Source organism: Acinetobacter sp. ANC_7503 (assembly GCF_056780035.1).
Map to the genome: position 1 here is coordinate 80,786 of NZ_JBWYJA010000008.1, position 25,127 is coordinate 105,912.

Annotated in this window: 24 protein-coding genes; 13 read left to right on the top strand and 11 right to left on the bottom strand. The window is 38.6% G+C overall.

The features are described from left to right. Positions 1 to 4 precede the first annotated feature (4 nt). Both AC1M9M_RS09965 and nagZ read right to left on the bottom strand, forming a co-directional pair. A complete protein-coding gene (locus AC1M9M_RS09965; protein ID WP_481587574.1) occupies positions 5 to 850 on the bottom strand; it encodes a class I SAM-dependent methyltransferase in 846 nt (281 codons plus the stop codon). A 70-nt stretch (positions 851 to 920) separates the two neighbouring features. After that, positions 921 to 1,940: a beta-N-acetylhexosaminidase gene (gene nagZ / locus AC1M9M_RS09970; RefSeq protein WP_481594954.1), complete on the bottom strand. Its 1,020-nt coding sequence runs from the start codon at positions 1,938 to 1,940 to the stop codon at positions 921 to 923. Between the two features lie 196 nt (positions 1,941 to 2,136). Here nagZ and AC1M9M_RS09975 point away from each other — a divergent pair, with 196 nt between their 5' ends. From AC1M9M_RS09975 to AC1M9M_RS10005, 7 genes are all read left to right on the top strand, one after another. Next, a complete protein-coding gene (locus AC1M9M_RS09975) occupies positions 2,137 to 4,320 on the top strand; it encodes a carboxy terminal-processing peptidase (RefSeq protein WP_481596247.1) in 2,184 nt (727 codons plus the stop codon). A 215-nt stretch (positions 4,321 to 4,535) separates the two neighbouring features. Beyond that, on the top strand, positions 4,536 to 6,602 hold the full coding sequence (locus AC1M9M_RS09980) for a putative bifunctional diguanylate cyclase/phosphodiesterase (protein ID WP_481596248.1): 2,067 nt from the start codon (positions 4,536 to 4,538) through the stop codon (positions 6,600 to 6,602). A 120-nt stretch (positions 6,603 to 6,722) separates the two neighbouring features. Further along, on the top strand, positions 6,723 to 8,315 hold the full coding sequence (locus AC1M9M_RS09985) for a peptide chain release factor 3 (protein WP_035265298.1): 1,593 nt from the start codon (positions 6,723 to 6,725) through the stop codon (positions 8,313 to 8,315). An 83-nt stretch (positions 8,316 to 8,398) separates the two neighbouring features. Then, a complete protein-coding gene (locus AC1M9M_RS09990) occupies positions 8,399 to 9,223 on the top strand; it encodes a hypothetical protein (protein WP_481596249.1) in 825 nt (274 codons plus the stop codon). Positions 9,224 to 9,353: 130 nt separating this feature from the next. Further along, complete coding sequence (locus AC1M9M_RS09995; RefSeq protein WP_481596250.1) at positions 9,354 to 10,301, top strand: RsiV family protein; 948 nt, start codon at positions 9,354 to 9,356, stop codon at positions 10,299 to 10,301. A 7-nt stretch (positions 10,302 to 10,308) separates the two neighbouring features. Continuing rightward, positions 10,309 to 11,142 carry a TatD family hydrolase gene (locus tag AC1M9M_RS10000; protein WP_481596279.1) on the top strand — a complete coding sequence of 278 codons (834 nt, stop codon included), beginning with the start codon at positions 10,309 to 10,311 and terminating at the stop codon, positions 11,140 to 11,142. 67 nt (positions 11,143 to 11,209) lie between these two features. Then, positions 11,210 to 11,983, top strand: coding sequence for a tRNA threonylcarbamoyladenosine dehydratase (locus tag AC1M9M_RS10005; RefSeq protein ID WP_481587568.1), 774 nt, complete (start codon positions 11,210 to 11,212; stop codon positions 11,981 to 11,983). A gap of 56 nt (positions 11,984 to 12,039) precedes the next feature. On the opposite strand, the gene dusA is transcribed toward AC1M9M_RS10005, so the two are convergent. Both dusA and AC1M9M_RS10015 read right to left on the bottom strand, forming a co-directional pair. Next, positions 12,040 to 13,065, bottom strand: coding sequence for a tRNA dihydrouridine(20/20a) synthase DusA (dusA, locus tag AC1M9M_RS10010; RefSeq protein WP_481596251.1), 1,026 nt, complete (start codon positions 13,063 to 13,065; stop codon positions 12,040 to 12,042). A 311-nt stretch (positions 13,066 to 13,376) separates the two neighbouring features. Continuing rightward, entirely contained in the window at positions 13,377 to 13,955 is a 579-nt protein-coding gene (locus AC1M9M_RS10015; RefSeq protein WP_481596252.1) for a hypothetical protein, read from the bottom strand. Between the two features lie 373 nt (positions 13,956 to 14,328). Between AC1M9M_RS10015 and AC1M9M_RS10020 the strand changes: the two genes are divergently transcribed. Together AC1M9M_RS10020 and AC1M9M_RS10025 are read left to right on the top strand one after the other, a co-directional pair. After that, positions 14,329 to 14,595: a hypothetical protein gene (locus tag AC1M9M_RS10020; protein ID WP_481590401.1), complete on the top strand. Its 267-nt coding sequence runs from the start codon at positions 14,329 to 14,331 to the stop codon at positions 14,593 to 14,595. Positions 14,596 to 14,724: 129 nt separating this feature from the next. Further along, complete coding sequence (locus AC1M9M_RS10025) at positions 14,725 to 15,087, top strand: hypothetical protein (RefSeq protein WP_481591549.1); 363 nt, start codon at positions 14,725 to 14,727, stop codon at positions 15,085 to 15,087. 177 nt (positions 15,088 to 15,264) lie between these two features. Here the strand turns inward: AC1M9M_RS10025 and AC1M9M_RS10030 are convergent, their stop codons facing one another. The 6 genes from AC1M9M_RS10030 to AC1M9M_RS10055 form a co-directional block, all read right to left on the bottom strand. Beyond that, entirely contained in the window at positions 15,265 to 15,741 is a 477-nt protein-coding gene (locus tag AC1M9M_RS10030; protein WP_481596253.1) for a transposase, read from the bottom strand. 28 nt (positions 15,742 to 15,769) lie between these two features. Continuing rightward, positions 15,770 to 16,084, bottom strand: a complete 315-nt coding sequence (locus tag AC1M9M_RS10035) for a helix-turn-helix domain-containing protein (protein WP_092768287.1) — start codon at positions 16,082 to 16,084, stop codon at positions 15,770 to 15,772. Between the two features lie 150 nt (positions 16,085 to 16,234). Further along, positions 16,235 to 16,714, bottom strand: coding sequence for a GFA family protein (locus AC1M9M_RS10040; RefSeq protein WP_481596254.1), 480 nt, complete (start codon positions 16,712 to 16,714; stop codon positions 16,235 to 16,237). 154 nt (positions 16,715 to 16,868) lie between these two features. Continuing rightward, positions 16,869 to 18,038 carry a zinc-binding dehydrogenase gene (locus AC1M9M_RS10045; protein ID WP_481596255.1) on the bottom strand — a complete coding sequence of 390 codons (1,170 nt, stop codon included), beginning with the start codon at positions 18,036 to 18,038 and terminating at the stop codon, positions 16,869 to 16,871. A gap of 153 nt (positions 18,039 to 18,191) precedes the next feature. Beyond that, a complete protein-coding gene (locus AC1M9M_RS10050) occupies positions 18,192 to 19,394 on the bottom strand; it encodes an MFS transporter (protein ID WP_481596256.1) in 1,203 nt (400 codons plus the stop codon). Further along, entirely contained in the window at positions 19,387 to 19,839 is a 453-nt protein-coding gene (locus AC1M9M_RS10055; protein ID WP_481596257.1) for a RidA family protein, read from the bottom strand. The genes AC1M9M_RS10050 and AC1M9M_RS10055 overlap by 8 nt, the downstream gene beginning before the upstream one ends. A gap of 64 nt (positions 19,840 to 19,903) precedes the next feature. Between AC1M9M_RS10055 and soxR the strand changes: the two genes are divergently transcribed. Beyond that, positions 19,904 to 20,404 (top strand): redox-sensitive transcriptional activator SoxR, encoded by a 501-nt coding sequence (soxR, locus tag AC1M9M_RS10060; RefSeq protein WP_035265311.1) that lies wholly within the window; start codon positions 19,904 to 19,906, stop codon positions 20,402 to 20,404. Positions 20,405 to 20,457: 53 nt separating this feature from the next. Here the strand turns inward: soxR and AC1M9M_RS10065 are convergent, their stop codons facing one another. After that, positions 20,458 to 21,381 carry a DMT family transporter gene (locus tag AC1M9M_RS10065; protein WP_481596258.1) on the bottom strand — a complete coding sequence of 308 codons (924 nt, stop codon included), beginning with the start codon at positions 21,379 to 21,381 and terminating at the stop codon, positions 20,458 to 20,460. A gap of 797 nt (positions 21,382 to 22,178) precedes the next feature. On the opposite strand from AC1M9M_RS10065, the gene AC1M9M_RS10070 reads away from it, so the two are divergent. The 3 genes from AC1M9M_RS10070 to AC1M9M_RS10080 are packed head-to-tail and all read left to right on the top strand — an operon-like array spanning position 22,179 to position 25,090. After that, positions 22,179 to 23,306, top strand: a complete 1,128-nt coding sequence (locus AC1M9M_RS10070; RefSeq protein WP_481596259.1) for a Re/Si-specific NAD(P)(+) transhydrogenase subunit alpha — start codon at positions 22,179 to 22,181, stop codon at positions 23,304 to 23,306. 11 nt (positions 23,307 to 23,317) lie between these two features. Further along, positions 23,318 to 23,641, top strand: a complete 324-nt coding sequence (locus tag AC1M9M_RS10075) for a proton-translocating transhydrogenase family protein (RefSeq protein ID WP_035265316.1) — start codon at positions 23,318 to 23,320, stop codon at positions 23,639 to 23,641. Positions 23,642 to 23,644: 3 nt separating this feature from the next. Further along, on the top strand, positions 23,645 to 25,090 hold the full coding sequence (locus tag AC1M9M_RS10080; protein WP_481596260.1) for an NAD(P)(+) transhydrogenase (Re/Si-specific) subunit beta: 1,446 nt from the start codon (positions 23,645 to 23,647) through the stop codon (positions 25,088 to 25,090). The last annotated feature ends 37 nt before the right edge of the window (positions 25,091 to 25,127 follow it).

The following is a 25,127-nucleotide window of genomic DNA, read 5'->3' on the forward strand; positions in this document are numbered from 1 at the left end:
ATCATTATTTTATTGCATGAATCATCCATACTAGATCACCAAGATGCTGATCTGTATCCATATTTTGATTCTTTTTTTCAAAATACAGTTGAGGTTGAATGACTTCAACTTCAGTAAAACCTGACAGTTTAAAAAAGTGCTGTACCTCTAAAGGGTCTTTAAAGTGGAAGGTAAATGCACTTCTTGAAGCGTATTTGAGTAATTTGCTGCTCGACCAAATTAAGTTAGCCAGTTTATGTTGGACAGGTTCGGGATAAAGGTCAGTTAAATAATGAAGCGTTTGGAATGGTTGACCAAAACGTACAATTGAATTCAGCAATTGTTTGAGTAAATCTTGATTAAAATAATTGATTAATCCTTCACTGATAATCACTAGCGGTCGTGTTGGGTCGAATTCGTCAAAAGCTGTTTTGAAATCATCCGTGAATAAGTCTGCTGATAAAACTTTAGGGCTTTCGGGATCGATTTTATTCAAAGCGGATTGTTTTGTGGCAGCCATGTCTGGTAAATCTAATTCGCGATAATCTATTTCGGGATAATGAGATCTAAACCACCAACCACGAGGTGAAAGTCCCGCTGCAATTTCTAAAATTTGCAGGTTTGGATATTGTTTGATTAATAATTTTAAATGGTCGTCTAATAATGTATGTCGTGTCTTCAGAGTTGAACGCATACTTCCACCGATAAACTTCTCAGCCATACTTTCAAAAGGGTGAGCGAATTGCGCCAACGCTTTACCTTTCGAAGTCGCAAATGCTTCGTGAGAGATACCCATTTGGTACCAAATATAGCCAGTGTAGTGAGCAGTAAACGAAATATGACGGTGCTTTGATTGTTTTGATTGAGACATACACATCCTTAGCTATGATTATTATTGGATTGGTCAAGATAAAGGGAGCATTTAGATGCTCCCTTTATTATTAAAATGATTGTCTAAAATCTTCAATGACCTTTTTGACAGATTTCCATTCGTTGCCTAAGTCAAGTTGTTCACCAATGCGAATCTCTTGAATCTTACCGCGCATACGCTCTAAGCGTTCTTGGTTCGGCAATGGATAATTCTCTATGGCACTGAGCGCGACACATGCAGATTCCCGATTATTGCAGACTAAGCCCATATCACAGCCAGCTTCAAGCGCGGCTTTGATGCGAGCATCTGCACCACCTGCAACACAAGCTGCTTGCATACTTAAGTCATCAGAAAACAAGACACCATCGAACTCAAGTGTTTCACGAAGTACTTTTTGAACCCAATACTGAGAAAAACCAGCAGGATTTGGATCTACTTTTTCATAAATCACATGTGCTGGCATGAGTGCGTCAAGTTGAGGTTGGAGTTGAATAAAGCTTTGCATATCTTGAGCTTCAATTTCAGCATAACTTCGTGTATCCACAGCTGCAGCAATATGTGAATCTGCTTTAACCGAGCCATGGCCAGGGAAGTGTTTCCCTGTGGTTGCCATACCTGCGCGTTTCATACCTTGCATAAAGGCTTGGGCTAAAGGGATGATATCTGAGATATTTTTAGCAAAAGCACGATCACCAATAACATCGCTAATGTCGTTAAGGTCTAATACAGGTGCAAAGCTGAAATCGATCCCGACTGCAAGAACTTCGGTAGCCATGAGCCAACCGCATTGCTCAGCCAATTCAATTGCGCGTTCTGGCTGTCTTAGATAGAGCTCACCGAAACGTCCCATAGCAGGAAGGAGAGTGAAGCCTTGTTTTAAACGTTGTACGCGTCCACCTTCTTGATCGACTGCAATTAAAATATCGGGGCGAACTTGGCGCATATGATCCGTTAAGGCGCGAACTTGTTGAGGTGATTCAATATTTCTTCCAAACAAAATGACTCCACCGACTTGTGGAGATTGAAGGAGTTGAATATCTTCTTGATTAAGTGTTGTGCCCTCAATATCAAGCATCAATGCGCCAATCATAGTGGAATCCGTGATTCTAATTTTAAAAGAGAAAACAATACCCGAATTTTGCAATGATTTGCTACATTTTCTCCGTACAGATTATGATAAAACTATACGGCAGAAATAAAAAAGTTGTTTAAGGTTTTGAATATTAATATTTCTATCTGAAAACAATAGTGTAAATTTGGTTTATCCAAGGAAAGACAAATTCGTTATGAAACTTCAAACAATCGCTTGCGCGGTAGCCATTGCCACTGGTGGTTTATTTTTTGGTCATACAATTAATGTTGCGATCGCAGCGAATGAACCAGCGGTTCAACAGGTTCAGAATATAAAGCCCACACAAGAACAAGCTTTAGTTTCAAGACAATTAGCAACTTTGGTGGATCGTCAGCACTATTTAAATATGCGTTTAGATGCTACGACCTCACAACGTATTTTTGATATGTATATTGATAGTCTTGATCCTGACCATAGCCTTTTCTTGGCAGATGAAGTGGCAAACTATAAGAAAAAATACGGACCAACTTTTGGAGCGGCGCTCAAAGCGGGTAACCTTGAAGGACCTTATGCCATTCACGCTCAATATCGTGATCGTTTAAAGTCATTCTATGAGTTTATGTTGGCGGAGTTAAAAAAACCGCAAAACCTAAATCAACCTAATGTGTTTATCGAGTCTGATCGTGAAAAGGCTCCATTTTTCAAAAATAAAGCTGAGCAAGAAAATCAATGGCGCAAAATGTTGGTGTCTCAGTTAATCAATTTAACGATTGCTAAAGAAGAAGATTTGGCTAAGCAAAAAGCGCTGAAAGATGATCCTTCTTTAGCAGCAGGACAGGATCTCACTTCAGCTGAAGATTTAACGCCAGTTCAGACTTTGACCAAGCGCTATATGCGTCAATTAGAACGTATGAAGCGTACAAAAAGCGATGACGTTTTAGAAAAAACGCTCAATGCTATGTTAGCGACTTATGACCCGCACAGTAATTATTTCCCGCCAATCGATGCGATTGAGTTAAATCGTCAGACCACATTGCAGCTTGAGGGGATTGGTGTGTCGATCCGTCCAGAACGCGGGAATGAAGACTATACGCGTATCGAGACGATCGTAGATGGTGGCCCTGCGTTTAAGACGGGGCAGGTCAAGTCTGGTGATCGTATTATTGGTGTCGCGCAAGACGGTGACAAAATGGTCGACGTCATTGGATGGACCAGTTCTGAAATCGTTGGATTGATCCGAGGTAAGCGTGGGACTAAAGTCACCATTAAATTGCTCGGACCTGGAGCATCTATGAGTCAGGCACGTACCGTAACTATCGTACGTGATGTGATTCAAGAAGAGGATGCAGGTGTACGTTCAAGAACAATAGAAATTGTACGAGATGGCAAGAAACATAAAGTTGGGGTAGTCGAAATTCCATCGTTCTATTACAACTACCGTGCCCGTCGTGCTGGTGAAAGCTATCGTTCAGTATCTGAAGATACCAATAATGCATTGAAAAGTTTAGCTGCGCAAAATGTCGATGGCATTATCGTCGATCTTCGTAATAACCCTGGCGGTTCACTCGAAGAAGTGGCAAAAATGATTGGGCAAGTGATTAAATCTGGTCCAGTGGTTCAAATTCGGGATGGGAATGGTAACGTCAGTGTCTTCGAAGATCGTGATGGAGGCGCTCAAACCTACGCAGGTCCATTGGCTGTCATGGTGAATCTGGCTTCTGCATCAGCAAGTGAAATCTATTCAGCTGCTGTGCAGGATTATGGTCGTGGGATTGTGATTGGAAGTACTACGACAGGTAAGGGTACAGCTCAAGTTCAATTGGACAGCTTAGCGTATGGTCAAGCGACATTGACGCAACGAAAGTTTTACCGTGTTACTGGTGGAAGCACACAAAATAAAGGGGTTGTGCCTGATATTCAATTGGTTGATATCTACGATGAAGAGTTTGGGGAGCGTAAAGCTAAGAATGCTTTAGAGTGGGATACCATCCCTACAGCTCCTTTCAAACGTGAGGGAGAAGTGCAAGCCTTTGTACCAAAATTAGCTGCTCATTCAAAACAGCGTGTTATGAATGATATTCAATTTAAGTATTTAGAAGCGCGTAAAGCGATTTCGCAGAAAGCTAAAGAGAATAAACAAATCGTGTTGGATATCGATCAACGTAAAGCTGAACTCATCGCTTTGGAAAAAGAAACGTTGGCAGAAGAAAATAAACGCCGTATAGCAATGGGTAAAACTGCTTATCCAAATTGGGAAAGTTATCAGGCATCGATGGAAGCTTTGGCTGAATCGCGTGCTAAGATGAAAACTAATCAACGCCCACCTTTACCTGAAGAAGAGGCATTTGTCACTGAATCAGCTCATATCTTGCTCGATTACATTGCCTTGCAAAAATAAAAATATTTATTGTTAAGTTTTACTTAAAAAATGGCGTATTTCGATACGCCATTTTTTATGGATATCGCCGAAAAACAACTTGACGTTCAATGAGATGGTGATATTGTTGTAGGCGACAAATGCTCATTAAAAAGTTGAACCTTCTTACATTTATTTGCTGTACTTTTGGGGTTTAAATAAAATAAAAACAGGTTCAGGTACGGATAAGTCTCTATATGATTCATATGAGTTACGATTATGCAATGGTGGCGGGTTCTGCTGTGGCGGCAGTGATCGTCTGCTTTATTGCTATTTCATTTGAACAACTCATTAGTACCCACAAAAACCCAGTTGGTCAAAAAGTGCTGCTCGGTGTAAGTGGCATGATATTTGGTCTTGCGATTTGGGTCATGCATTTTGTTGGAATGCTGGCTTGTCATTTACCCGAAGATCATAGTTTCGATATAGGTTTAACGCTATTCTCTTATGTGATCGCAGCTCTCGCTTCAATTTTTGCCATATGGCTCACGACTAGATCTACACTTCCTTTGGCTAGATTGGTTTTGGGTGCACTTCTGATGGGTTTCGGTATTTCAGGTATGCACTATACTGGAATGGCGGGATTGATCGTTCCCAACTACATTATTCGTTATGACACCATTTTGGTGATTTTTTCTGTACTGATTGCTGTATGTGGTTCAGGATTGTCATTCTGGCTGATGTTTAAATATAAGCGTACCTATCACAATAAATTGGCTTTCAAGCTTGCCGTGGCATTCATGATCGCTTTTAGTATTGTGGGAATGCATTATATTGGTATGGCGGCTGCGACTTTCCAACCCGTGGATGCCAAATATGCAGCATTGAATCAACTCCATGAAGGTCAAGGTTTATTACTTTTTGTCATTATATTTGTCACCTGCTTGGTTTTAGTGGTCAGTTTTTTTGTCGCTATTTTAGAATTACGACTTGAAGAACGAAATCAACAACTAATCAAAATGAATAAGGAATTGGAAAGTCTTGCTCTTCAAGATAATTTGACCAAACTTCCAAATCGACTTTTTTTGCTTGATTACACCACTTCATTATTTTCACTTCACCAATCTAAAGATCATAAAGTTGCATTCATTTATATTGATTTGGATCGTTTCAAGGCAGTGAATGATGCTTTTGGACATCATATTGGTGATCAGCTTTTAGTGAATTTAGCGCATCGACTTCATGCATTACTCGAAAAAAACCAAAAATTAATTCGTATTGGTGGTGATGAGTTTTTATTGGTTGTTGAAGACTTTTCTACAGACCAAATTGATCAAATTGCCAATCTAGTATTGAGTAAAATCCAAGAAGGCTTTGTGATTTCTGGGAAGGAAATCAATATCTCAGCAAGTTTAGGTGTGGTCTATTATCCAGATCATGGTGCTGATTTACATGATTTGTTGGTGAATGCTGATGCTGCAATGCTGATGTCCAAAGAGCAAGGTCGCAATACTTACAGTGTGTTTAACTATTCATTAGATCAACAAGAAATCGCACGTAGCCAATCAAAACTTATTAATGATTTGTATCGTGCTGTTGAAGAACAACAATTCATTTTATTTTATCAGCCGAAATTCACAGCAGATTTTAAAATTTGTGGCGTTGAAGCTTTAATTCGTTGGAAGCATCCAAGTCTAGGACTTCTAGCACCAAATATGTTTATTGAGGGTGCGGAGCAAACAGGTCTTATTATTAAAATGGGCTACTGGGCCCTTGAACAAGCGTGTATACAGATTCAAGCTTGGCAAAAAAAGAAATTGCCTTTCTGCCCGATCGCTGTAAATTTATCAGCTGTTCAATTTGAACATAAAGCGCTGGTAGATACATTAAGATGTTTAATCACGCAATACCAGATCGATCCAGCCCATTTAATTATTGAGATTACTGAATCGACAGCAATGCATCATATCGATGTCAGTATTCGTACTTTTGAGAGCCTGCGAAACCTGGGGATTGGACTTGCGATTGATGATTTTGGAACAGGTCATTCAAGCTTCTTATATTTAAAGAATCTCCCGGTAGATGAACTTAAAATTGACCGTGAATTTATTCGAAATCTTTCACCCAATACAAAAGATGAAATTATCTTAGAAAGTATTATTGTCTTGGCTAAACGTTTAGGTTTGGTGGTGACAGCTGAAGGCGTCGAAACTCAAAAACAAGCCGATATCTTAAAACGTTTAGGTTGTCAGCAATTACAAGGCTATTTATTGGGTATGCCATTACCTGTGGATCGTTTAGAAAGCACATTTAAGAACTATTAACTTCTGGTCAGTTTCTGATTCATCACATTCACATTCGGTATTGATCTGCTACAATATCGCCAATTTTTATTTTGATCTTTTTTGATCTTCTAAACTGCATGTCTGCAGTAGGTGTTATTCATGAGCTTTAAGCAAGAGTTAGCGGAGCAAGTTGCTCAGCGACGTACATTTGCCATTATTTCCCACCCCGATGCGGGTAAAACCACAATGACGGAAAAGTTATTGTTGTGGGGGCAAGCGATCCAAGTTGCAGGTATGGTAAAAAGCCGTAAATCTGACCGTGCTGCGACATCAGATTGGATGGAAATGGAAAAAGAGCGTGGTATCTCGATCACGACCTCTGTGATGCAGTTCCCTTATAAAGACAAAATGATCAACCTGCTCGATACACCGGGGCATGAAGATTTCTCTGAAGATACATATCGTACCCTTACAGCCGTAGACTCAGCATTGATGGTGATTGATGGTGCGAAAGGTGTCGAAGATCGTACGATTAAATTGATGGATGTGTGTCGTATGCGTGACACACCGATTATTTCTTTCGTTAACAAAATGGACCGTGAAATTCGCGAGCCACTTGAACTACTCGATGAAATTGAAAACGTACTTAAGATTAAATGCGTACCTTTAACTTGGCCTTTAGGTACAGGCCGTGACTTCGCGGGTGTTTTTAATCTGATCGAAGAAAAATTCTATGTCTATAAAGCAGGTTTTGGTTCAACCATTACAGATATCGAAATTCGTGACGGTTATGACCATGCTGACCTTCGTGAAAAAGTCGGTGAATTAGCTTGGGCTGCATTTGAAGAGTCACTAGAATTAGTTCAAATGGCAAATGAACCGCTTGATCGTGAAGAATTCTTAGCAGGGCGTCAAACTCCAGTATTGTTTGGTACAGCGTTGGGTAACTTTGGTGTAGACCATGTCTTGAATGCATTTAGTGAATATGCACCACCACCAAAAGCACATCCTACCCAAGACCGTAAAGTTGAAGCGACTGAAGAGGGTTTCTCTGGTTTTGTCTTTAAAATTCAAGCCAATATGGACCCTAAACACCGCGATCGTATTGCTTTCATGCGTATCTGTTCAGGCAAATATGAAAAAGGCTTGAAAATGAAGCATGTCCGTATTGGGAAAGATGTGCGTATTTCAGATGCATTAACGTTCTTGGCAGGTGATCGTCAGCATTTAGAAGAGGCATGGCCAGGTGACATTATTGGTTTACATAACCATGGTACGATTCAAATTGGCGATACTTTCACTTCGGGTGAAAACTTGCAATTCACAGGTATTCCTCACTTCGCTCCTGAAATGTTCCGCCGTGTTCGTTTAAAAGATCCTTTGAAATCAAAGCAACTTCAAAAAGGTTTAAAAGAGCTTTCAGAAGAAGGTGCAACTCAAGTATTTATGCCACAAAACAGTAATGATCTTATTGTCGGTGCTGTGGGTGTTCTTCAATTCGAAGTTGTTGCTTATCGTTTAAAAGAAGAATACAAAGTAGATTGTATTTACGAGCCTGTGAGCATTAACACTGTTCGTTGGGTTTCATGTCCAGATGAGAAAAAATTTAATGAATTTAAGAAAAAAGCACATGACCAACTTTCAGTTGATGGTGGTGGGCATTTAACGTACTTAGCACCTAGCCGTGTCAATTTACAATTAATGCAAGAGCGTTATCCTGATATTGTTTTCCGTAATACACGTGAACATTAATTTTGCTTGAAAATGTAAAACAGCTTCCTCGTGAAGCTGTTTTTGTATCAGAATAACCAATGCTTTAATTTTGGTTGATTCTTGTGATTACTCTAAATTTACAAAAAAAACGATTGCGTATTCTTCTTGCTACCTTAGTCATTGGGGTGGCATCTTGTGAAAAACAACCAGAGTCTACGACACAAAAGTCAGGGCAGTCTGCCCAAGTTAAAAACGCTGATGTGTTACCATACTTAAATGATGACGCGTTTCAATTTGAAATAAAGAGCGAAAATTGCACAAAATCGGTCTGCGAAAAAATTGAAATTTTAAGTCTAAAAACAGCAGATCAGTGGGTCAATCAACAACTTAACAACCATTTGGCTTTTGTGATTCAAGATCAAATCAATGAAAAAGAAAAATTGAGTTTGGATCAATCCATCGAAACCTATATAAGTCGATCTGAATCATGGATGAAGGAGTTTTCACTGAATCAGCCTTATGAGTTGGATATATTGACGCAAGTCGCCACCCAACGAAATCAATATGTGTTGATCCAATTCATTGTTAACACAAAACAAGCTGAAGTGATCGTTAAAGATCGTGGTTACTTTATGGTATTGGATCGAAAGCAGAAAAAAGTTTTACAGTTGCAGGATGTGATTCAAAAGAACCAAATAAATGATTTTGAAAGAATACTTCAAGTGTCCTATCAAAAATGGTTAAAGGCCCAGAGTGGTGAAGTGAGAAGTATCGCTCCAGTGAATCTCAGCTGGCAAAATCAGGAATGGTTCTTTGATGGTGAAGGGATTGGTGTTCATATTCGTGCGAACGAAATTGTCAAAGGTGGTGAGCAATTGGATATCTATTTGAATCATGCTCAAACCAAGCAGGTGGTTGTACCGCAGATCTTTCAAAAGATGTTTTGAAATATTACAAATATTGTAATGTAGCATATACAATTGCAGTTAAACCCATACAAACGAAGCTTGAGCTATCAATTTCATCGGGTTAGGCTTAAATCAATGATAAATGACCGTTTCTCCTCAAGGTTGTGAGATGTTAAAAAATAAAATAGTTTGGACTGTATCTGTACTTACTGCCGCAATTACGCTGAGCGCATGTCAGCCAAAAGGGGACGGGCCTAAAGAGTCACCTGACACTCAAACTCAAGCAGCATCGGAAGTTCAGATACTCGTGCTTCAGGGTGAAACTGAAAAAGTGCCTGTTCGGTTGGTAGAATGTGATGGTAACAATTGTCCAGAAATTTCAATTGATCGATTGAGAACGAATCAATTTGTGTTAGATGGCTTAATTGATCAAGCGATTATCAAAAATTTACAAGAAACGCTAGAGTTGTTCGAACCTGAGCAGACGCTGTCTAAAGACAAAGATACTCAAGCCGCAAGTGAAGTTGTTGAATATAAAACTGCAGCGCAGTTACTTGCAGAGCAGATTCAGCCCTATATTGATAACTTTGTGGGTTTAGATAAAGAGTTAAAGCACTTGGGGGTTGGACATCAAATTAGTTTGAGTATTAGTCCTAAAATTTTAAATTCACAAGGACCACTTGCAACCGTCGTATTGAATACGAGTAACTATTTAGGAGGTGCACATGGTTCTTCTTCACAAACTTACTTTAATTTTGATTTGAAACAGCAGAAACAAGTGTCACTGGATCAAATTTTGGTGAAAGACCAAAAGAATAAATTAAATCAATTGGCCCATGATGAATTTAAAAAATGGGTCATAGATTCGCAGTTAGCAGATAACGTTGAAGAGTATGAAGAGGCTTGGAAATTTAAACTCACTGATAATTATTATTTGGGTAAGAAGGGTTTAATTCTTCAATACGGTGAATATGAAATTGGTCCTTATGTGGTGGGTTTGCCAAGACTTACGATTCCTTATGAAAAGCTACAGGGTGTGATTAAACCTGAAATGCTGGAGGCTGTTCATCCTTCGGTTCAAGTTGCTGTACCTCAAGCTGCAGGTGAAGCAAAATAACATGACCATGCCACGTTTGTTTGATACGCATACGCACTTTGATGTAGAAGATTTTGACTTCGATCGTGAGCAACTTGCGTATCAGGCTAAACAGAAGGGAGTGGATGCCCTTGTACTGATCGGGTTTCAACACCAACGCTTTCATACATTGATTGAAACACACCATTGGTTAAATGGTTTAGATCAGGCACCGAGGAGTTATCTCGCTCCTGGTCTACATCCTTTTTATATCGAACAACATCAGCCTCATCATCTAGACGATTTAAAAAAAATTCTTGAAGTACAACAATGCATCGCCGTTGGTGAAATTGGTTTAGATACTTTTCTCAAGCAACATAAGCAGTCGGAAGTTTTCGCTAAGCAACAGGATTTTTTTGCGCAACAACTCGATTTGGCTCAACAATTTAAGCTTCCTGTGCTGTTACATATTCGTAAATCTCATGCTGAAGCATTAAGGCTGTTAAAAGCAAAGCAATTTGTTCACGGTGGTATCGCCCACGCATTCAGTGGAGGGATAGAAGAAGCGAAGGCATTTATTCAACTTGGATTTAAGTTAGGGGTCACGGGACAGATTACCAATCCCAATGCTAAAAAATTACACCAAATAGTTCAGTATGTTGGTATTGAACATCTGGTCATTGAAACAGACTGTCCTGATATGACGCCATTATGTTGTCAAGCTTCAACTGAACACCGTACCCGTAATACCCCACAGAATTTAATTTATGTTTTAGAAGGTTTGGCACATAGTTTAAATACAAGAGTCGAAGACATTGCGCAACGTGTTTGGGAGAATAGTGTGTCTGCACTCAACCTAAAAAATGAACTGAAATTGTCGTGAGTTCAAAACTCTCTATTCCTCCGAAGTTTTGCTAAAATACGCCTTTTCCAAATAGTGTTAGAGCAATATGACTGACTTAGTTCATGATGATGAATATGAACGCCGTTTTACGGGTGTAGCCAAAATTTATGGTGAAGAAAATTTTCAGCATTATGAAAACAGTCATGTCATGGTGATTGGTATTGGCGGTGTTGGCTCTTGGGCTGTCGAAGCTTTGGCTAGAACAGGTTTGGGCGAGTTAACACTAGTTGATATGGATTCTGTTGCAGCGTCAAATATTAATCGTCAGTTACCTGCGATGACATCAACATTAGGTCATGAAAAAATTGAAGTGATGGCAGAGCGTTGTCGCCAAATTAATCCACGTATAAAAATCAATTTAATTGATGATTATCTAACGCCTGAAAATGTAACGGAGATTTTGAGTTCAAATCCAGATGTTGTTTTGGATTGCATTGATGATGTCAAAGCAAAACTCGCATTGATGCTACATTGTCGTTTCAATAAAGTCCCCTTGATTGTATCTGGTGGTGCTGGTGGTAAGTTAGATCCACTCAAAATTCGGGTCGCAGATTTGTCAAAAACAGAATACGACCCGATGCTGGCAAAATTAAGAAGTCAGTTACGCTCAAAAGGTATCTGTAAAAAGCCGAAAGAGAAGTTCGGTATCACCTGTATTTATTCGGTGGATAATCCTTTTTCGAATGCTGATGTTTGTGCGAGTGCTGGGTTAAGATGTGGTGGTTATGGTTCAGCCGTGGTGGTGACATCAAGTTTTGCAATGGTAGCTGTGGCTGAAGTGTTAAAACGATTAGATTCGATTCAAGCAAAACAAGCCTAAAAGTGATTATCAAAAAAGGTCTCTATCAAGAGACCTTTTTTACGGATTATATTGGTTTATTCAGCATTGATTTTTAAGCTTTCTTGTTCAGCATGTCTTTGAATGGCTTGTTGCATACCGATTAAGGCATTTTCAATATCTTTTAATGTTTTCGCGTTACCCCCGCTCAGGGCTTGTCGCCATTTTCGTGCACCAGGAAGGTTTTGAAATAAGCCTAAAATATGACGTGTAATCACTGAAAGTGGCGCACCATCAGCTAAACGTATTGCAATATATGGCATCATTTCCTGCATGATCTCAAAACGATCAGGTGCTGACAAATTCCATAATTGTCCTAGTTCAGCCAGTAGATAAGGATTGTGATAAGCCTCACGACCAATCATGACACCATCCACATGTTGTAAGTGTTGTTGAGTTTCAGCAAATGTTTTGATCCCACCATTGATTTCGATCAATAGTTCTGGGCGATCTTGCTTTAAACGATAGACATCTTCATAACGTAAAGGCGGAATGTCTCGATTCTCTTTTGGTGACAAACCTTGTAGTAAAGCAATGCGTGCATGCACGATAAAATTTTGACATCCCGTTTTTGCAACGGTATCGACAAAATGCAGCATCTCCTCATACGATTGCATATCATCGATGCCGATTCGGTGTTTTACCGTGACGGGAATATCAACTGCATTTTGCATTTCAGCAATACATTCAGCAACCAGCTCAGGCTCAGCCATGAGGCAAGCACCAATTTTATTGTTTTGAACACGATCACTAGGGCAACCAACATTTAAATTGATTTCATCATAGCCCCAATCTTGAGCCATTTTAGAACAGGTTGCGAGGTCTTTAGGATTTGATCCACCAAGCTGTAACACAATAGGGTGTTCTTCTTTGCTGTAATCTAAATGACGGGCTGCATCGCCAAATAAAATTGCGCCTGTGGTTACCATCTCGGTGTACATGATGATATTTGGATTGAATAGGCGTGCAAAAAAGCGGTAATCACGAGTCGTCCAATCCATCATAGGTGCCACTGATACTCTTGGAAGCCTTGATATACCTGTGTTTTGTTTTAAATCAGTCATTTAAATACCTATGAAGATGCCGGGATAGACCTGTAAATCAGCACTTTTTTGTATGATTCTGTATTATTTGCAACTATTTTGCTACCAATTAAAAGTAGAAAAATTTAGTAGTAAAAGATTCATACAAGCGCAGTGAAACTAGAAACCAATTGATATGAGGGGTAAAAGGAAAATTATTTGAGCTTTATGAAGAGCAAATAATAAAAAATCCCTCAGATCCTTTGAAGAGAGGGATTAGATAAGAAACTTTATAGGTTGTCAAATTTAATGATGTTTTGAGCAAAGTTAAAATGACTTTTATCCTAAAGAGATTAGAACATCATATTATTTGAAAAATCTATTTCAGCAAGGTTGCTTATTTTATTGATTTTTTCATTATCGTGTTTGATATCTTCAAGCCAGTTTAATACTGCTTCTGTGACTTCACGTGCAAGCTCACTAACTTGAATTTGTAATATGATTCCATTTTTAAGATTATTATGAAAAACGTTATTATTGCCTGGTTGTACGAATTGAAATTTTTCTAATGCTTCTCTTTTTCTTTGCGTTGTAATTTCATCAGAACCCTCATGTAAGTAAGCGCATCGTAAGGCATAAAAATCAGCACCAGACAAAAAACACTCTTTTTTTCTACCTCCACCTATATGTGGAGGTACTAAAGCAGTTAGACGTTCTAGATGAGCAGGTAATGGAATAGCATTTCTACTTACCTCATAGTATTTTTTTAAGTACTTATCATACCAATCAATATATCTTTTAGAAGATGATTTTTTTTCTAAAGGATATTCAATCTTTGCACAGATATCAGGTAAGGTTAAAGATATGAAGAGAGCACCATACCAATTATTGCTCTTCGTACATAATTCTAGAGCATTTAAAAAATTATACATTTTTACCCCTAAAAACTATAAAAATATGAAGAATTTATTATCTTTTGTGCAACTATTTTGCAACCATGATTATTTGAGTGCTATTTAAGTTTTTGAATTATATGGGAATAAATAGTTAAATCGTAACATCCATCATGGGTGCGACGGAAATTCGAGGCTGTAAGGATTGGATATTGGACATGATAAAACCTAGATTTTGTAAATCGTGAAAAGCTCGGCATCTTACCATAATTTAAAAAATGGTTCATTGAGGAGGGGCATGAAACACTTGATAATTCAGGTAATATTAGACAGATACGCCCAGAATTTAATAATGGAACTAAAACACATTATTTATTTGATAAGAATGGGTAATATACTGGGAAATGGTGTTATGAAAATATTTTTATCAGATGTACAACAAGTATTCAGCGGCTTATTGACCCATAAAATCAGTCGAGAGGAAGCTGAAGAGTGGGCAAGAATAAGGATGAATGCGCTTGACCATAATGAATTGTTTTTTGATCCTCCTACTGAAGAGAAGCTTCTATGGAAAGCAATAATTTATTTGAGTGGTGTAGCTTTAAAAATATCACCTGAGGAATATATGGAAGATGATGATGGTATCAAAGAGATGTTTAATACTTATTGGTCAAAGTGATGTGGCGTCATGTATTAAACTGGACGGTATATTTAGCCAGACTTTGAGGAAGTTTAATACACTGCTTTATCTAATAGATGAAGGATGTGTGGATATGGGCTATGAAGCCAAATGTGGGTTTTCAAAATGATGAGTGGTTTTAAAAACCCAGGAGACTTTTTACTCATTTTGGCTTATTTTTTTATTTTTCAGGCTACATTGACTCTCTTTGGTTGGCAATTAAAAGAGAAAAGAGAAAAGATATTGAACTGGAATATTGTAATTGGCTCGCTTCCATTTGTACTCAGTATTGAATTGTTGTTTGATCACTATCAGAATTCATTTTTTGGGGAACTAACATTAATTCTCACTTATTTTTGTATATGTTTTGCTTTAAATACATTTTTTTGGATATTTAGTTTTTTATTTAAATTAAATCTACTTAAAATTAGATGGTATTTTTTTTCTTATATCAATGTTATAGGCGGTTGGATATTTTCAATATTAATTTAAATATTATCAGAAGCTTTGGCTTTTTTTATATAAATCTTTTTATATGAATAAATCTTTATTATAGGAGATATAATTTTTTATTTTAATTGATTTGAATCAGGCGGTTATGAATTATTGTTTGAAACAAAGCCTCTTGGTTATTATATTTTTTTGCTTGCTATAAATATTATGGTTCTTTCATAAATCATTTTTACTCAGTTCTAAATTATAAATCCCTGCGATTAAACTGAATCTTAATCCCAATCTTTTGCCACGGTTGCGATATCGCTCAGCAAGGATTTTGAAGGTTTTCAAAGTCCCAAATACATGCTCAATCCCAATTCTTCTTTTATTGATTTCTTGATTGTAAACTTTTAGCTCGGGATCTAGTTTACAGTACTTTTTTGCTTTTAATGGAAATATACTATTTGGATACACCGTATAAATCCCTTGATAGCCTTTATCTGCAAGGATAAAAGACCCTTTAGGAATTTGATTCATGTTGCGTTTGAAAAGCTCGAAATCATGTACAGCACCACAACTCGTGCATAAACTCAGAACTTGCTGTGTTCTATAATGGATAAGGGCTTGTACTTTGAAAGTATGAGCTTTCTTCTTACCACTATAGCTTTTCTTCTGTTTTTTTAGGTCTTTGTATTGGAATTTTTGTAGCATCTACGATCACTACATTCCAGTCGATACCTTAGCCTTCAGGCAAACTCTTGGGTAAATTAAATAGATTGGACTTGATCAGGCAATCCTCTACGTGGAGGACGATTCTTGAAGCAGTAGGCTCTGACATACCATAACTTGTTGCGACATGAAACAATGTTCGATATTCACGCCAATAACTTAAGCACAGAAGGATTTGATCTTCTACACTTAACTTAGATGGTCTACCTTTAGCAGGTACAAGCATTTTTAGCTGTTCAGCCATTAAATCAAAGGTTGACCATGAGATGCCTGTATATCGCTTAAAATGTGTTTCAGAAAGCTTCTTTGAGTCGATGTATTTCATTCGTAAATTATGTATGAATATTTAAAATTATTCGGTACAAATAATCAGTAAAGGATAGATCTTTTTTTGATTTATGAAAGAGATCTAATTTAAATTTTTCAATCATTGGTTTAAACAGTGTTCAAGTGAAGTCATATTTTATTAGTGATTTTATTTTAGGATTCTATTAGTTAACCCTTTTAAAATAAACTTAGCTGCTTGAGTTTGACTCTGGATAAAACCATTATATTTTGGCAAATTATCAGCTACATCTTGCACACGACGATGGTAAAAAATATGCATATTTTCAGGGGGAACTTGCGAGAAGTCTTTTAAGTTCCATTTAGGAATAAATACCAACTGATCTAATATTCCAAATTCAATAGAAGGGGAATGACATTGTTTGCATATCCCACGACGGATATTGGGTGGTGATTTCAAACGTTTAAAATTAGTCTGTTCAATATTTAAATCACAAACATCTTGTTTCAAGAATACTAAAACATCGGAAAATGCCTTACCTGTATATTCTTGGCAAACTTGGCAGTGACAAATAAAATGTGCGATAGGGGCATGAGAAAAGCGAAAAGTATTTGCGCCACAAGAACAACTTGCTTCAACATTGAAAGGCATGTGATTTAAATTTGACATAAAACTTCCTTGTTTAAGATCTATTCATAGATGAAATTAAAAATTTAAAGTTCGATTGAGTATCATGCAGGATGAATAAGGGACTCTGATCAAGTTTGAGCTCCATAGTAAAAAAATCGCTGAGCACTTATGTCGTATAGAACCTAAAGAATATTTAAAGTGAACTGATATCAGATCCGATCTTTTTGGGGTCGACCAAAATTTTAGCGTGTTGTTCAGGATCACATAAGGCCTGAAAAGCATCTTTAACTCCTGCAAGACCTACAACGCCCGTTATCAGAGGAGAACAATCAATTTGACCTTCAGCGATCATATGGAGCGCATCTTTGAACTCAAGTGGCGTATAACCAATCACAAACTGGATTTCGATTTCTTTGTTTAAAGCCAAAGCGGGTTCGATACTGTCGGATTGCATACATACACCCACACCGATAATTTTAGAAAATAACGGCGCACCGTTAATAATCTGTTGAAGGATGCCTGGCATCCCGACACATTCAAAAATCACAGGACGTTTGGGTAAAGCACCTAATTTGTCAGCCACACGCCACGCATGCCACCATGGAATATGCATAGACTGAATCTTTTCAAAAATACCGATTCCATAGTTAATCGCTTCAGAAGCATCACCCAATAAACCGTATTCTTTCCAACTCTCAAAAGGCGATGATTGTTTAGGATCAATGACGACATCTGCGCCACAGAGTTGAGCCAGCCTACGGCGATTTGGTGAAAAGTCACTGGCAATAATTTTTTTCACACCAATCGCTTTGAGCATTAAAATGACACCTAAGCCTACTGGACCACAACCAATAACAATTGCGGGTTCTGATTTCTTTATTCTGCTCCGACGTACTGCATGTAAAGCTACCGCCATTGGCTCGGTCATTGCCGCAAGATCGGGATGTAATCCATTTGGCACCGCAAACATGAGTTGAGATTGCACCAAGATTTGTTCGGCATAACCACCAGAAGCTTGAGGGGAAAGACCAGTCGCTTGATAACCCCACTGATCAACTTTCAATAGTGGCATCGCACAAACTAAGGTATCTGTTTTAAATTTTTTTCTAGTTTTAGGACCATAATCTAGAATACGACCGCAAAATTCATGCCCCATGACAAAACGGTCTGTTGACTTTGCAACACCTTTTAGACCCACTTTAGCCGTAAGTTCATGCATGTGGTCACAACTATGTTGCATATGTAAATCACTGCCACAAATACCACATCGCACAACTTCTAATAAAGTTTGTCCTTGTGATGGTGTTAGATGGCTGACATCTTCAAGTGTTAATTCATTTTGATGACATACAACTGCTTTCATTCTTGTTCACGAATATTTTTTATAATGATAGTGAACAGTGTGTGTGATTACGCACAAGAGATACACAGCTTTAGAGGACTGAATGATGACTGCAGAGGCTAAATTAGTGAAAAAGCCTCCATTTATAGAGGCTTAACATGCATATTTTATGAGTTAGCTGAGTTGGGTTCGATGATAACGTTGATCCACTAGCGTGAATAGTGCTGTACAACTGACCAAGATTAATCCTACGATACACGCCATTGCCCATCCACCATGATCCCAAGCATAAATTCCTAGCGCGGAACCACTTGCGCCACCAATAAAATAGCTGGTCATATAAAGTGAATTTACACGAGATTTAGCATCCGGTCTTAAATTAAAAATCACATTCTGGTTGCTACTATGCACCAATGCTAGACCGAGATTCATCAGTCCAAAACCGATGATATAGCAACTTAAATAGAATGCACCTAAATAAAGGAATATCCATGCGCTACCTAGGATTAAAATGCCAATCCAAGAGATTTGTTTGACGTAACCACGATCGGCGATCTTACCAATTTTCTTGGTGGACAAGGCGCCAAATACGCCAACCAAAGTGACTAAACCCACCATGACATCTTCAAGAGAAAAAGAGGATTTAAGTAAAATAGAAATGGTGGAGAAGAGAATGCTCATCGTTGCAAATGCAAAGGCACCAATGATAGAGCGATAGATTAAACGAGGCTCTTCTTTAAGTAGCAGCCCCATGGATTTAAACACAGCAAAATAACTAATTTTAGAGCTAGGAATATAAGGCAGACGAATATTAAGTACCACAGCGACCATTAACATCAAAATTCCACTGACGATATAAATGAGCTGCCAATTAAATAAGTTGGATAACAAACCAGCTAAACTGGTCGAAATCAAAATACCGACCAATAATCCGCTCATCAGTAACCCGACGACTTCGCCTGTTCGTTCTGGTCGAACCGCCATCGTGGCAAACGGAATCAAAATTTGTGCTGCAACCGAGAAAAGCCCAGTGATAATTGTGCCAGCCCATAACATATAAAGGTTGAGCGAAAAAGCACAAATAAATAATCCCACTGCTGCAAAGAACATTAGAAATGGGATTAATTTCGTTTTATTGAGAATATCACCAAGTGGTACGATAAAAAGTAGTCCGACAGCATAAGAGACTTGAGCCAAAGTAACAGTTAATGCCACATCTGTTGCAGGGGCATTAAAGTAAAGTTGAACAGAGTGAATTAAGGGCTGCGAATAATAATTAGCGCCTGCACAAATACCACAAGCAATGGCCATCAACCAAAGTAAAGCAGTGTCATTCGTGATGTCTTTTTTATTTAAATCGTCAAGATCGTTATACATGAATAAATGGCTCAGAGGATGAGGAGCAGTAAGCTGTGGCTTCGATTTCAATTTGCATGGCGTCTAATGCTAAGCGAGACACAGGGATTAGTGTGCATGCTGGGAAATTTTGATCTTTCCATATTGTATTCATTTTCAGATTTAACAGGTGATGTTTTTGTTGGTCAAAATTGACAATCAATACGCTTAGAACAGCAATGTTATAAAAGTCGATATGTGCATAGCTGAGAGTAATTTTGAGATTTTCGAAGACTTGGTTGAGTTGTTCTGCATAATCAGTGGAATAATGTCCGTCGGCATTTTCACCACCTTGACCTGATATATGAACGACTGTGTTGAAGTGTTTGACCTCACAGATGTGGCTATATCCAAGTTGCCTTGGAGAATAAAGCTGAGGCGGATTTTTAGTGGTTAAACTAAACGTTGGCTTATTTGGTTTTGTCATTCTATCTTCTCTGGATTAAGCTTAGAAGAGAATTATGAAAGCTCAACTTAACTTGAGGTCAAGCATGGAAGAACAAAAATTACAACAGTGGCTCAGTATAGGCGCGTTAGCTGCTCGAAGTGGTGTATCGGTCGCAGCACTCAGATTTTATGAAGACAAAGCACTTATTTGGAGTGTGCGGACGGAAGGAAATCAACGGCGATATCCTCGATATATGCTGAGAAGGATTGCCATCATCAAAGTGGCACAGCAGGTTGGGATTTCACTCTCTGAAGTGAAGCAAGCATTTAACATACTCCCTAAGAATAAAACCGCGACTAAATCAGATTGGACCGCATTATCGAGTGCATGGCAAAAAATTTTAGATCAAAAAATCTTAAATATGCTTCAACTTCGTCAACAACTGGATTGGTGCATTGGTTGTGGGTGCTTATCTTTAACTGAATGCCCATTAAGAAATGAAAATGATCAAATGGGGTCTACATCGTCGGGTTCCCACTTTGTTCCACTCGACATTAAATTTGACGATGATCAAGGGAAAATAGAAATTCACTATGAAGACTAAGTTTCATCGTGAAGCATTATTTTGAAATTTGAACTGTGAGGTTAATGTTGTCTTTATTTCAGTTTAGTTTTGGAAAGCGTAATCATCATCACACCCAATATATTCAGCGCACAACCAAACCATTGAATCATATTCATTGATTCCCCTAAAAAGATAGTTGCCAATATAATGGTCAGAATTGGACCAAGTGAACCAATCATGGCTGTTTGAGAAGCACCTAAACGAGCAATACTTTGCGCAATGAGAATAGTTGGAATCACCGTTACCCCAATACCTAATGCAACACCATATCCGATTATTTCTATGGGTTGTTGAAGGATATTGGATATAGGACTTGGCTGAGCAATAAAGTAGTGAAGAATCGTCCCTAAGCAGGCGATAGACATTGCTAAGCCCGTAAAATTCCACGATCCAAATTTTTGGATTAATTTTGGAGTCATCAATAGATAACTCGCAAAGCAAATCGCGCTTGCGAAAACTAAACTCACACCTAGCCAAAAATTACTTGCATGAGGCACATTGCTTTGTTCTTGGAGCATCACTATAAGCGTGCCGCCATAACTTAGTCCAATCGCAAAAATAGTCTTCATTGAAAGAGGATGTTTGAAAATTACACTTGATGCAATTACTGTCATGGTGGGATATAGAAATAGGATAATACGCTCCAAAGAGGCACTGATGTACATCAGACTCATAAAATCGAGCCAACTTGAAAAATAATATCCAATCAAACCAGCAACGAGGAGTAGGGCCCAATCCTGCGCTGAAAATCCGCGATTACGGTGTCGGTTCAACCAACAAATAAAAAGAAAAACGGGTAAGGCACTGAGCATCCTTAAGGCAACCAGCAATGTTGCATCAACATCTTCAGAAACTGCATAAGCTTGTTTGATTAAGATCGCTTTACTACTAAACAAGAATGCTGCCAACAGCGCACATAAACTCCCTAACTGAGTGGGAGTCAGCTTAAGTACCATAAATGTTAAAAATCAATTTTTAAGTAATGGAAGTATAAGCCAATCTTCATTGTAAGCTCTAAAATTCAATCTCTAATTTTCGCTAAATCACCTACCTAGCGACATAAGGCGTTTTGATTTTTTGTTTAAATGCATCATTGTGGTGCGTAATATGAAAAAAACAGTGGTCTATCAACCCAAAAAATACATCAAAAAAATATTTCAAATTTTTTTTGCACGGTTTGTAAGCATTCTTTTCAAGAATCAGTCAGCTTGTATTTCATGTTCAGCCAAAATTTAAGCTCAATCTTAAAACCAACATTTATCTAAATTTTGTCTTATTTATAATTTTTAAGAATGTCGTGAGAATTTGAATCGATTAGTCTGATTTTTTGTCAATTCGGCAAATTGAGATTTATGAGAATGAAAGAAGCAAATAAAAATGTGACATGCACGGCGCTTTAACACAATCAAAAGGGATAAAAAGAAAGCTAAAAAATGTCAGAATGATCAAAGCTTAATAAAGTCAAGCTCCCTATACTGACGATAAATTAGAAAAAAGTTTCTTTTTTGTTAAAAAATGGATCGAAAATTGAACGAATCTGGAACTATTTTTTATGAAAATGATAGATCAAATACCATGAAATTTTGTGATGATTGTGAATCATAAGTTCAAAATGAGGGTATTTATTAAATAAATATTGGGTGGTAATTTAAAAAAGTTCAATTAGAATCCAAAAAATTCACATGAATACATCCAGGGGTATATCGCAGGAATGCGATATCTACTTTAAGAAAAATTAGCTTGAGGAATGCTCATGCAGATCGGAATCCCTACCGAAACTGTAGTTGGTGAAAGTCGTGTAGCTGCGACACCAGAAACAGTAAAGAAGTTAATTGGTGCTGGTCACAGTGTCGTTATCCAACGTAATGCAGGTGTTAAAGCTGCTTATATTGATAGTGCCTATGAACAGGTTGGTGCAAAAATTGTTGATGATGCTTATACCGGCAGTCAATTGGTTTTAAAAGTTCGCGCACCTAAAGGCGAAGAAATAGAAAAATTAGCCCCAAACACCACAGTGGTTGCGATGTTTGATCCGTACCGTAATACGGAACTTGATCAATTCGCTGCTCAGCAAGTGTCTGCATTTGCACTTGAGTTATTACCACGTACGTTATCTCGTGCCCAAAATATGGACGTGTTGTCATCACAAGCAAACTTGGCAGGTTATAAATCTGTGCTTCTTGCGGCGGCAGAGTACCAACGTATGTTCCCAATGTTAATGACAGCGGCGGGTACGGTTAAACCAGCTCGTGTAGTCATTATGGGTGTTGGTGTAGCAGGCTTACAAGCGATTGCAACAGCCAAACGTTTAGGTGCTATTGTTGAAGCGACAGACTTACGTCCAACAGCCAAAGATCAAGTTGAATCTTTAGGCGGTAAATGGTTAGACGTACCAATGTCAGCAGAAGAGCAAGCGCGTGCCGATGAAGCTGCAAAAAATGGTTATGGTTGGATGCCTGGTGAACAATATATTAAAGACCAAGCTGCAATTGTAGACAAAGCGGTATCGAATGCTGACATCGTGATCACGACGGCGCTTTTACCAGGTCGTGATGCACCGCGCTTAATTAAAGCTGAAACAGTTGCCAAAATGAAACCAGGTTCAGTCATCCTCGATATGGCAGTTGAAACTGGCGGTAACGTTGAAGGCTCAAAATGCGGTGAAACTGTTGTGACTGATAATGGCGTGAAAATTTTGGGTATTCCAAATATTCCAGCGACCGTTTCTACAGAAGCTTCAGCGCTATATGCACGTAACGTTTATAACTTTGTTGAAACGCTTTTTGATCAAGATAAAAACTACAGCATTAATCAAGAAGATGAAATCCAAAAAGCATTGCTTGTCACTCATGGTGGTCAAGTGCTGTTGAAGCGTGGTTAAGGAGACTGATCATGGTTGAAACTATTACAATTTTTGTCCTCGCAATCTTCGTAGGTTATTACGTTGTTTGGGGAGTGACACCTGCGCTTCACACGCCGCTGATGGCCGTAACGAATGCATTGTCTTCAATTATTATTGTCGGTGCGATGATCCAAACTGTTGGTCTACCTGTTATGGGTGTTGAGGGGGCTGTTGATTTTCAAACCATCAATGTGGTGAGTGTATTAGGTGCGATCGCTGTTTTCTTAGCAAGCATTAATATTTTCGGTGGCTTCGCTGTAACCGCTCGTATGCTTGAAATGTTTAAGCCAAAGCAAAAGAAAAAAGAGGGTTAATACATGGAATTTATTCGTGAGTATGCGGATTGGTTTTACCTAATCGGTGCCGTTCTTTTTATCTTAACTTTGCGTGGCTTGTCTGGTCCTAAGACAGCAATTGCAGGTAACCGTTACGGTATGATTGCAATGGCAATCGCCGTGTTAACAACTTTCTTTGTTGCTGATAATCCTGTGGTATGGATGATTGTCGGTGCAATGGTATTGGGTGCGATTGTTGGTATTGCTCGAGCTCGTACAGTGCCTATGACACAAATGCCAGAAACAGTTGCTCTCATGCACTCACTCGTGGGTCTTGCTGCAGTGTTGATTGCGATCGCTGCAATTATTCACAACAACAAGCTCGTCGAGCTTGGGCCAGACTTACTGGCTGCAAATGGTGTGAACTTCCATGAAATGAGTCGCGTACATTTATTCGAATTATTCGTAGGATGTTTCGTTGGTGCCATTACATTCACTGCATCGGTATTTGCTTATGGTAAATTGGCGGCAAAGAAATGGGCAAAAACGATTTCAGGTGCATGGGTTAAACCTGTTCAAGCTTTGATTTTTATTGCTATGCTAGCAGCAGGGATTCACTTCTTCTTGACGAGTAACATGACCTCGTTCTGGGCAATGACAGCACTTGCTTTAGCCTTTGGTTGGGTATGGATTGCGCCTGTTGGTGGTGGTGATATGCCAGTTGTGGTGTCTTTGCTTAACTCATTCTCTGGATGGGCGGCAGCAGGGATTGGTTTTACGCTTGAAAACAACATGTTAATTGTTGCAGGTTCGCTTGTAGGTTCGTCAGGTGCAATTCTGTCTTATATTATGTGTAAAGCAATGAACCGTTCAATCATCAACGTATTGTTTGGTGGTGCAATGGGTGGTGCTGCAGCACCGACAGCAGCAGCTGGTGCAGCAGTTCAACGCAACTACCGTTCTGGTTCTGCTGACGATGCTGGCTTCTTAATGTCAAATGCAGACAGTGTTGTTATTGTACCGGGTTATGGTATGGCGCAAGGTCGTGCTCAAAATGCGGTGAAAGAGCTTGCAAACTTATTGAAAGAGCAAGGTGTAACAGTACGTTTTGCGATTCACCCAGTGGCTGGTCGTATGCCTGGTCACATGAACGTTCTTTTAGCTGAAGCAGATGTTCCGTACGAAGACATCTTAGAGATGGATGAGATTAATTCAGACTTCCCAGCAACAGATGTGGTGTTGGTCATCGGTGCGAATGATGTCGTTAACCCTGCAGCGAAAGATGATCCAAACTCACCAATTTATGGTATGCCTATTCTTGAAGCACATAAAGCTCGTACCATTATGGTGATCAAGCGCTCTATGGCGACAGGTTATGCGGGTCTTGATAATGACTTGTTCTATAACGACAAAACAATGATGATCTTTGGTGATGCGAAGAAAGTTGTTGAAGATATGACGAAAGCCATCAACGGTACAGGTCACTAATTCATAGCTTGTTTTTAAAAAACCACCTTCGGGTGGT

Excerpts from the sequence above, each read along its gene's own strand:
- AC1M9M_RS09965 (WP_481587574.1), bottom strand. The coding sequence starts at position 850 with ATGTCTCAATCAAAACAATCAAAGCACCGTCATATTTCGTTTACTGCT.
- nagZ (WP_481594954.1), bottom strand. The coding sequence starts at position 1,940 with ATGATTGGCGCATTGATGCTTGATATTGAGGGCACAACACTTAATCAA.
- AC1M9M_RS09975 (WP_481596247.1), top strand. The coding sequence starts at position 2,137 with ATGAAACTTCAAACAATCGCTTGCGCGGTAGCCATTGCCACTGGTGGT.
- AC1M9M_RS09980 (WP_481596248.1), top strand. The coding sequence starts at position 4,536 with ATGATTCATATGAGTTACGATTATGCAATGGTGGCGGGTTCTGCTGTG.
- AC1M9M_RS09985 (WP_035265298.1), top strand. The coding sequence starts at position 6,723 with ATGAGCTTTAAGCAAGAGTTAGCGGAGCAAGTTGCTCAGCGACGTACA.
- AC1M9M_RS09995 (WP_481596250.1), top strand. The coding sequence starts at position 9,354 with ATGTTAAAAAATAAAATAGTTTGGACTGTATCTGTACTTACTGCCGCA.
- AC1M9M_RS10000 (WP_481596279.1), top strand. The coding sequence starts at position 10,309 with ATGCCACGTTTGTTTGATACGCATACGCACTTTGATGTAGAAGATTTT.
- AC1M9M_RS10005 (WP_481587568.1), top strand. The coding sequence starts at position 11,210 with ATGACTGACTTAGTTCATGATGATGAATATGAACGCCGTTTTACGGGT.
- dusA (WP_481596251.1), bottom strand. The coding sequence starts at position 13,065 with ATGACTGATTTAAAACAAAACACAGGTATATCAAGGCTTCCAAGAGTA.
- AC1M9M_RS10015 (WP_481596252.1), bottom strand. The coding sequence starts at position 13,955 with ATGTATAATTTTTTAAATGCTCTAGAATTATGTACGAAGAGCAATAAT.
- AC1M9M_RS10020 (WP_481590401.1), top strand. The coding sequence starts at position 14,329 with ATGAAAATATTTTTATCAGATGTACAACAAGTATTCAGCGGCTTATTG.
- AC1M9M_RS10025 (WP_481591549.1), top strand. The coding sequence starts at position 14,725 with ATGAGTGGTTTTAAAAACCCAGGAGACTTTTTACTCATTTTGGCTTAT.
- AC1M9M_RS10030 (WP_481596253.1), bottom strand. The coding sequence starts at position 15,741 with ATGCTACAAAAATTCCAATACAAAGACCTAAAAAAACAGAAGAAAAGC.
- AC1M9M_RS10035 (WP_092768287.1), bottom strand. The coding sequence starts at position 16,084 with ATGAAATACATCGACTCAAAGAAGCTTTCTGAAACACATTTTAAGCGA.
- AC1M9M_RS10040 (WP_481596254.1), bottom strand. The coding sequence starts at position 16,714 with ATGTCAAATTTAAATCACATGCCTTTCAATGTTGAAGCAAGTTGTTCT.
- AC1M9M_RS10045 (WP_481596255.1), bottom strand. The coding sequence starts at position 18,038 with ATGAAAGCAGTTGTATGTCATCAAAATGAATTAACACTTGAAGATGTC.
- AC1M9M_RS10050 (WP_481596256.1), bottom strand. The coding sequence starts at position 19,394 with ATGTATAACGATCTTGACGATTTAAATAAAAAAGACATCACGAATGAC.
- AC1M9M_RS10055 (WP_481596257.1), bottom strand. The coding sequence starts at position 19,839 with ATGACAAAACCAAATAAGCCAACGTTTAGTTTAACCACTAAAAATCCG.
- soxR (WP_035265311.1), top strand. The coding sequence starts at position 19,904 with ATGGAAGAACAAAAATTACAACAGTGGCTCAGTATAGGCGCGTTAGCT.
- AC1M9M_RS10065 (WP_481596258.1), bottom strand. The coding sequence starts at position 21,381 with ATGGTACTTAAGCTGACTCCCACTCAGTTAGGGAGTTTATGTGCGCTG.
- AC1M9M_RS10070 (WP_481596259.1), top strand. The coding sequence starts at position 22,179 with ATGCAGATCGGAATCCCTACCGAAACTGTAGTTGGTGAAAGTCGTGTA.
- AC1M9M_RS10075 (WP_035265316.1), top strand. The coding sequence starts at position 23,318 with ATGGTTGAAACTATTACAATTTTTGTCCTCGCAATCTTCGTAGGTTAT.
- AC1M9M_RS10080 (WP_481596260.1), top strand. The coding sequence starts at position 23,645 with ATGGAATTTATTCGTGAGTATGCGGATTGGTTTTACCTAATCGGTGCC.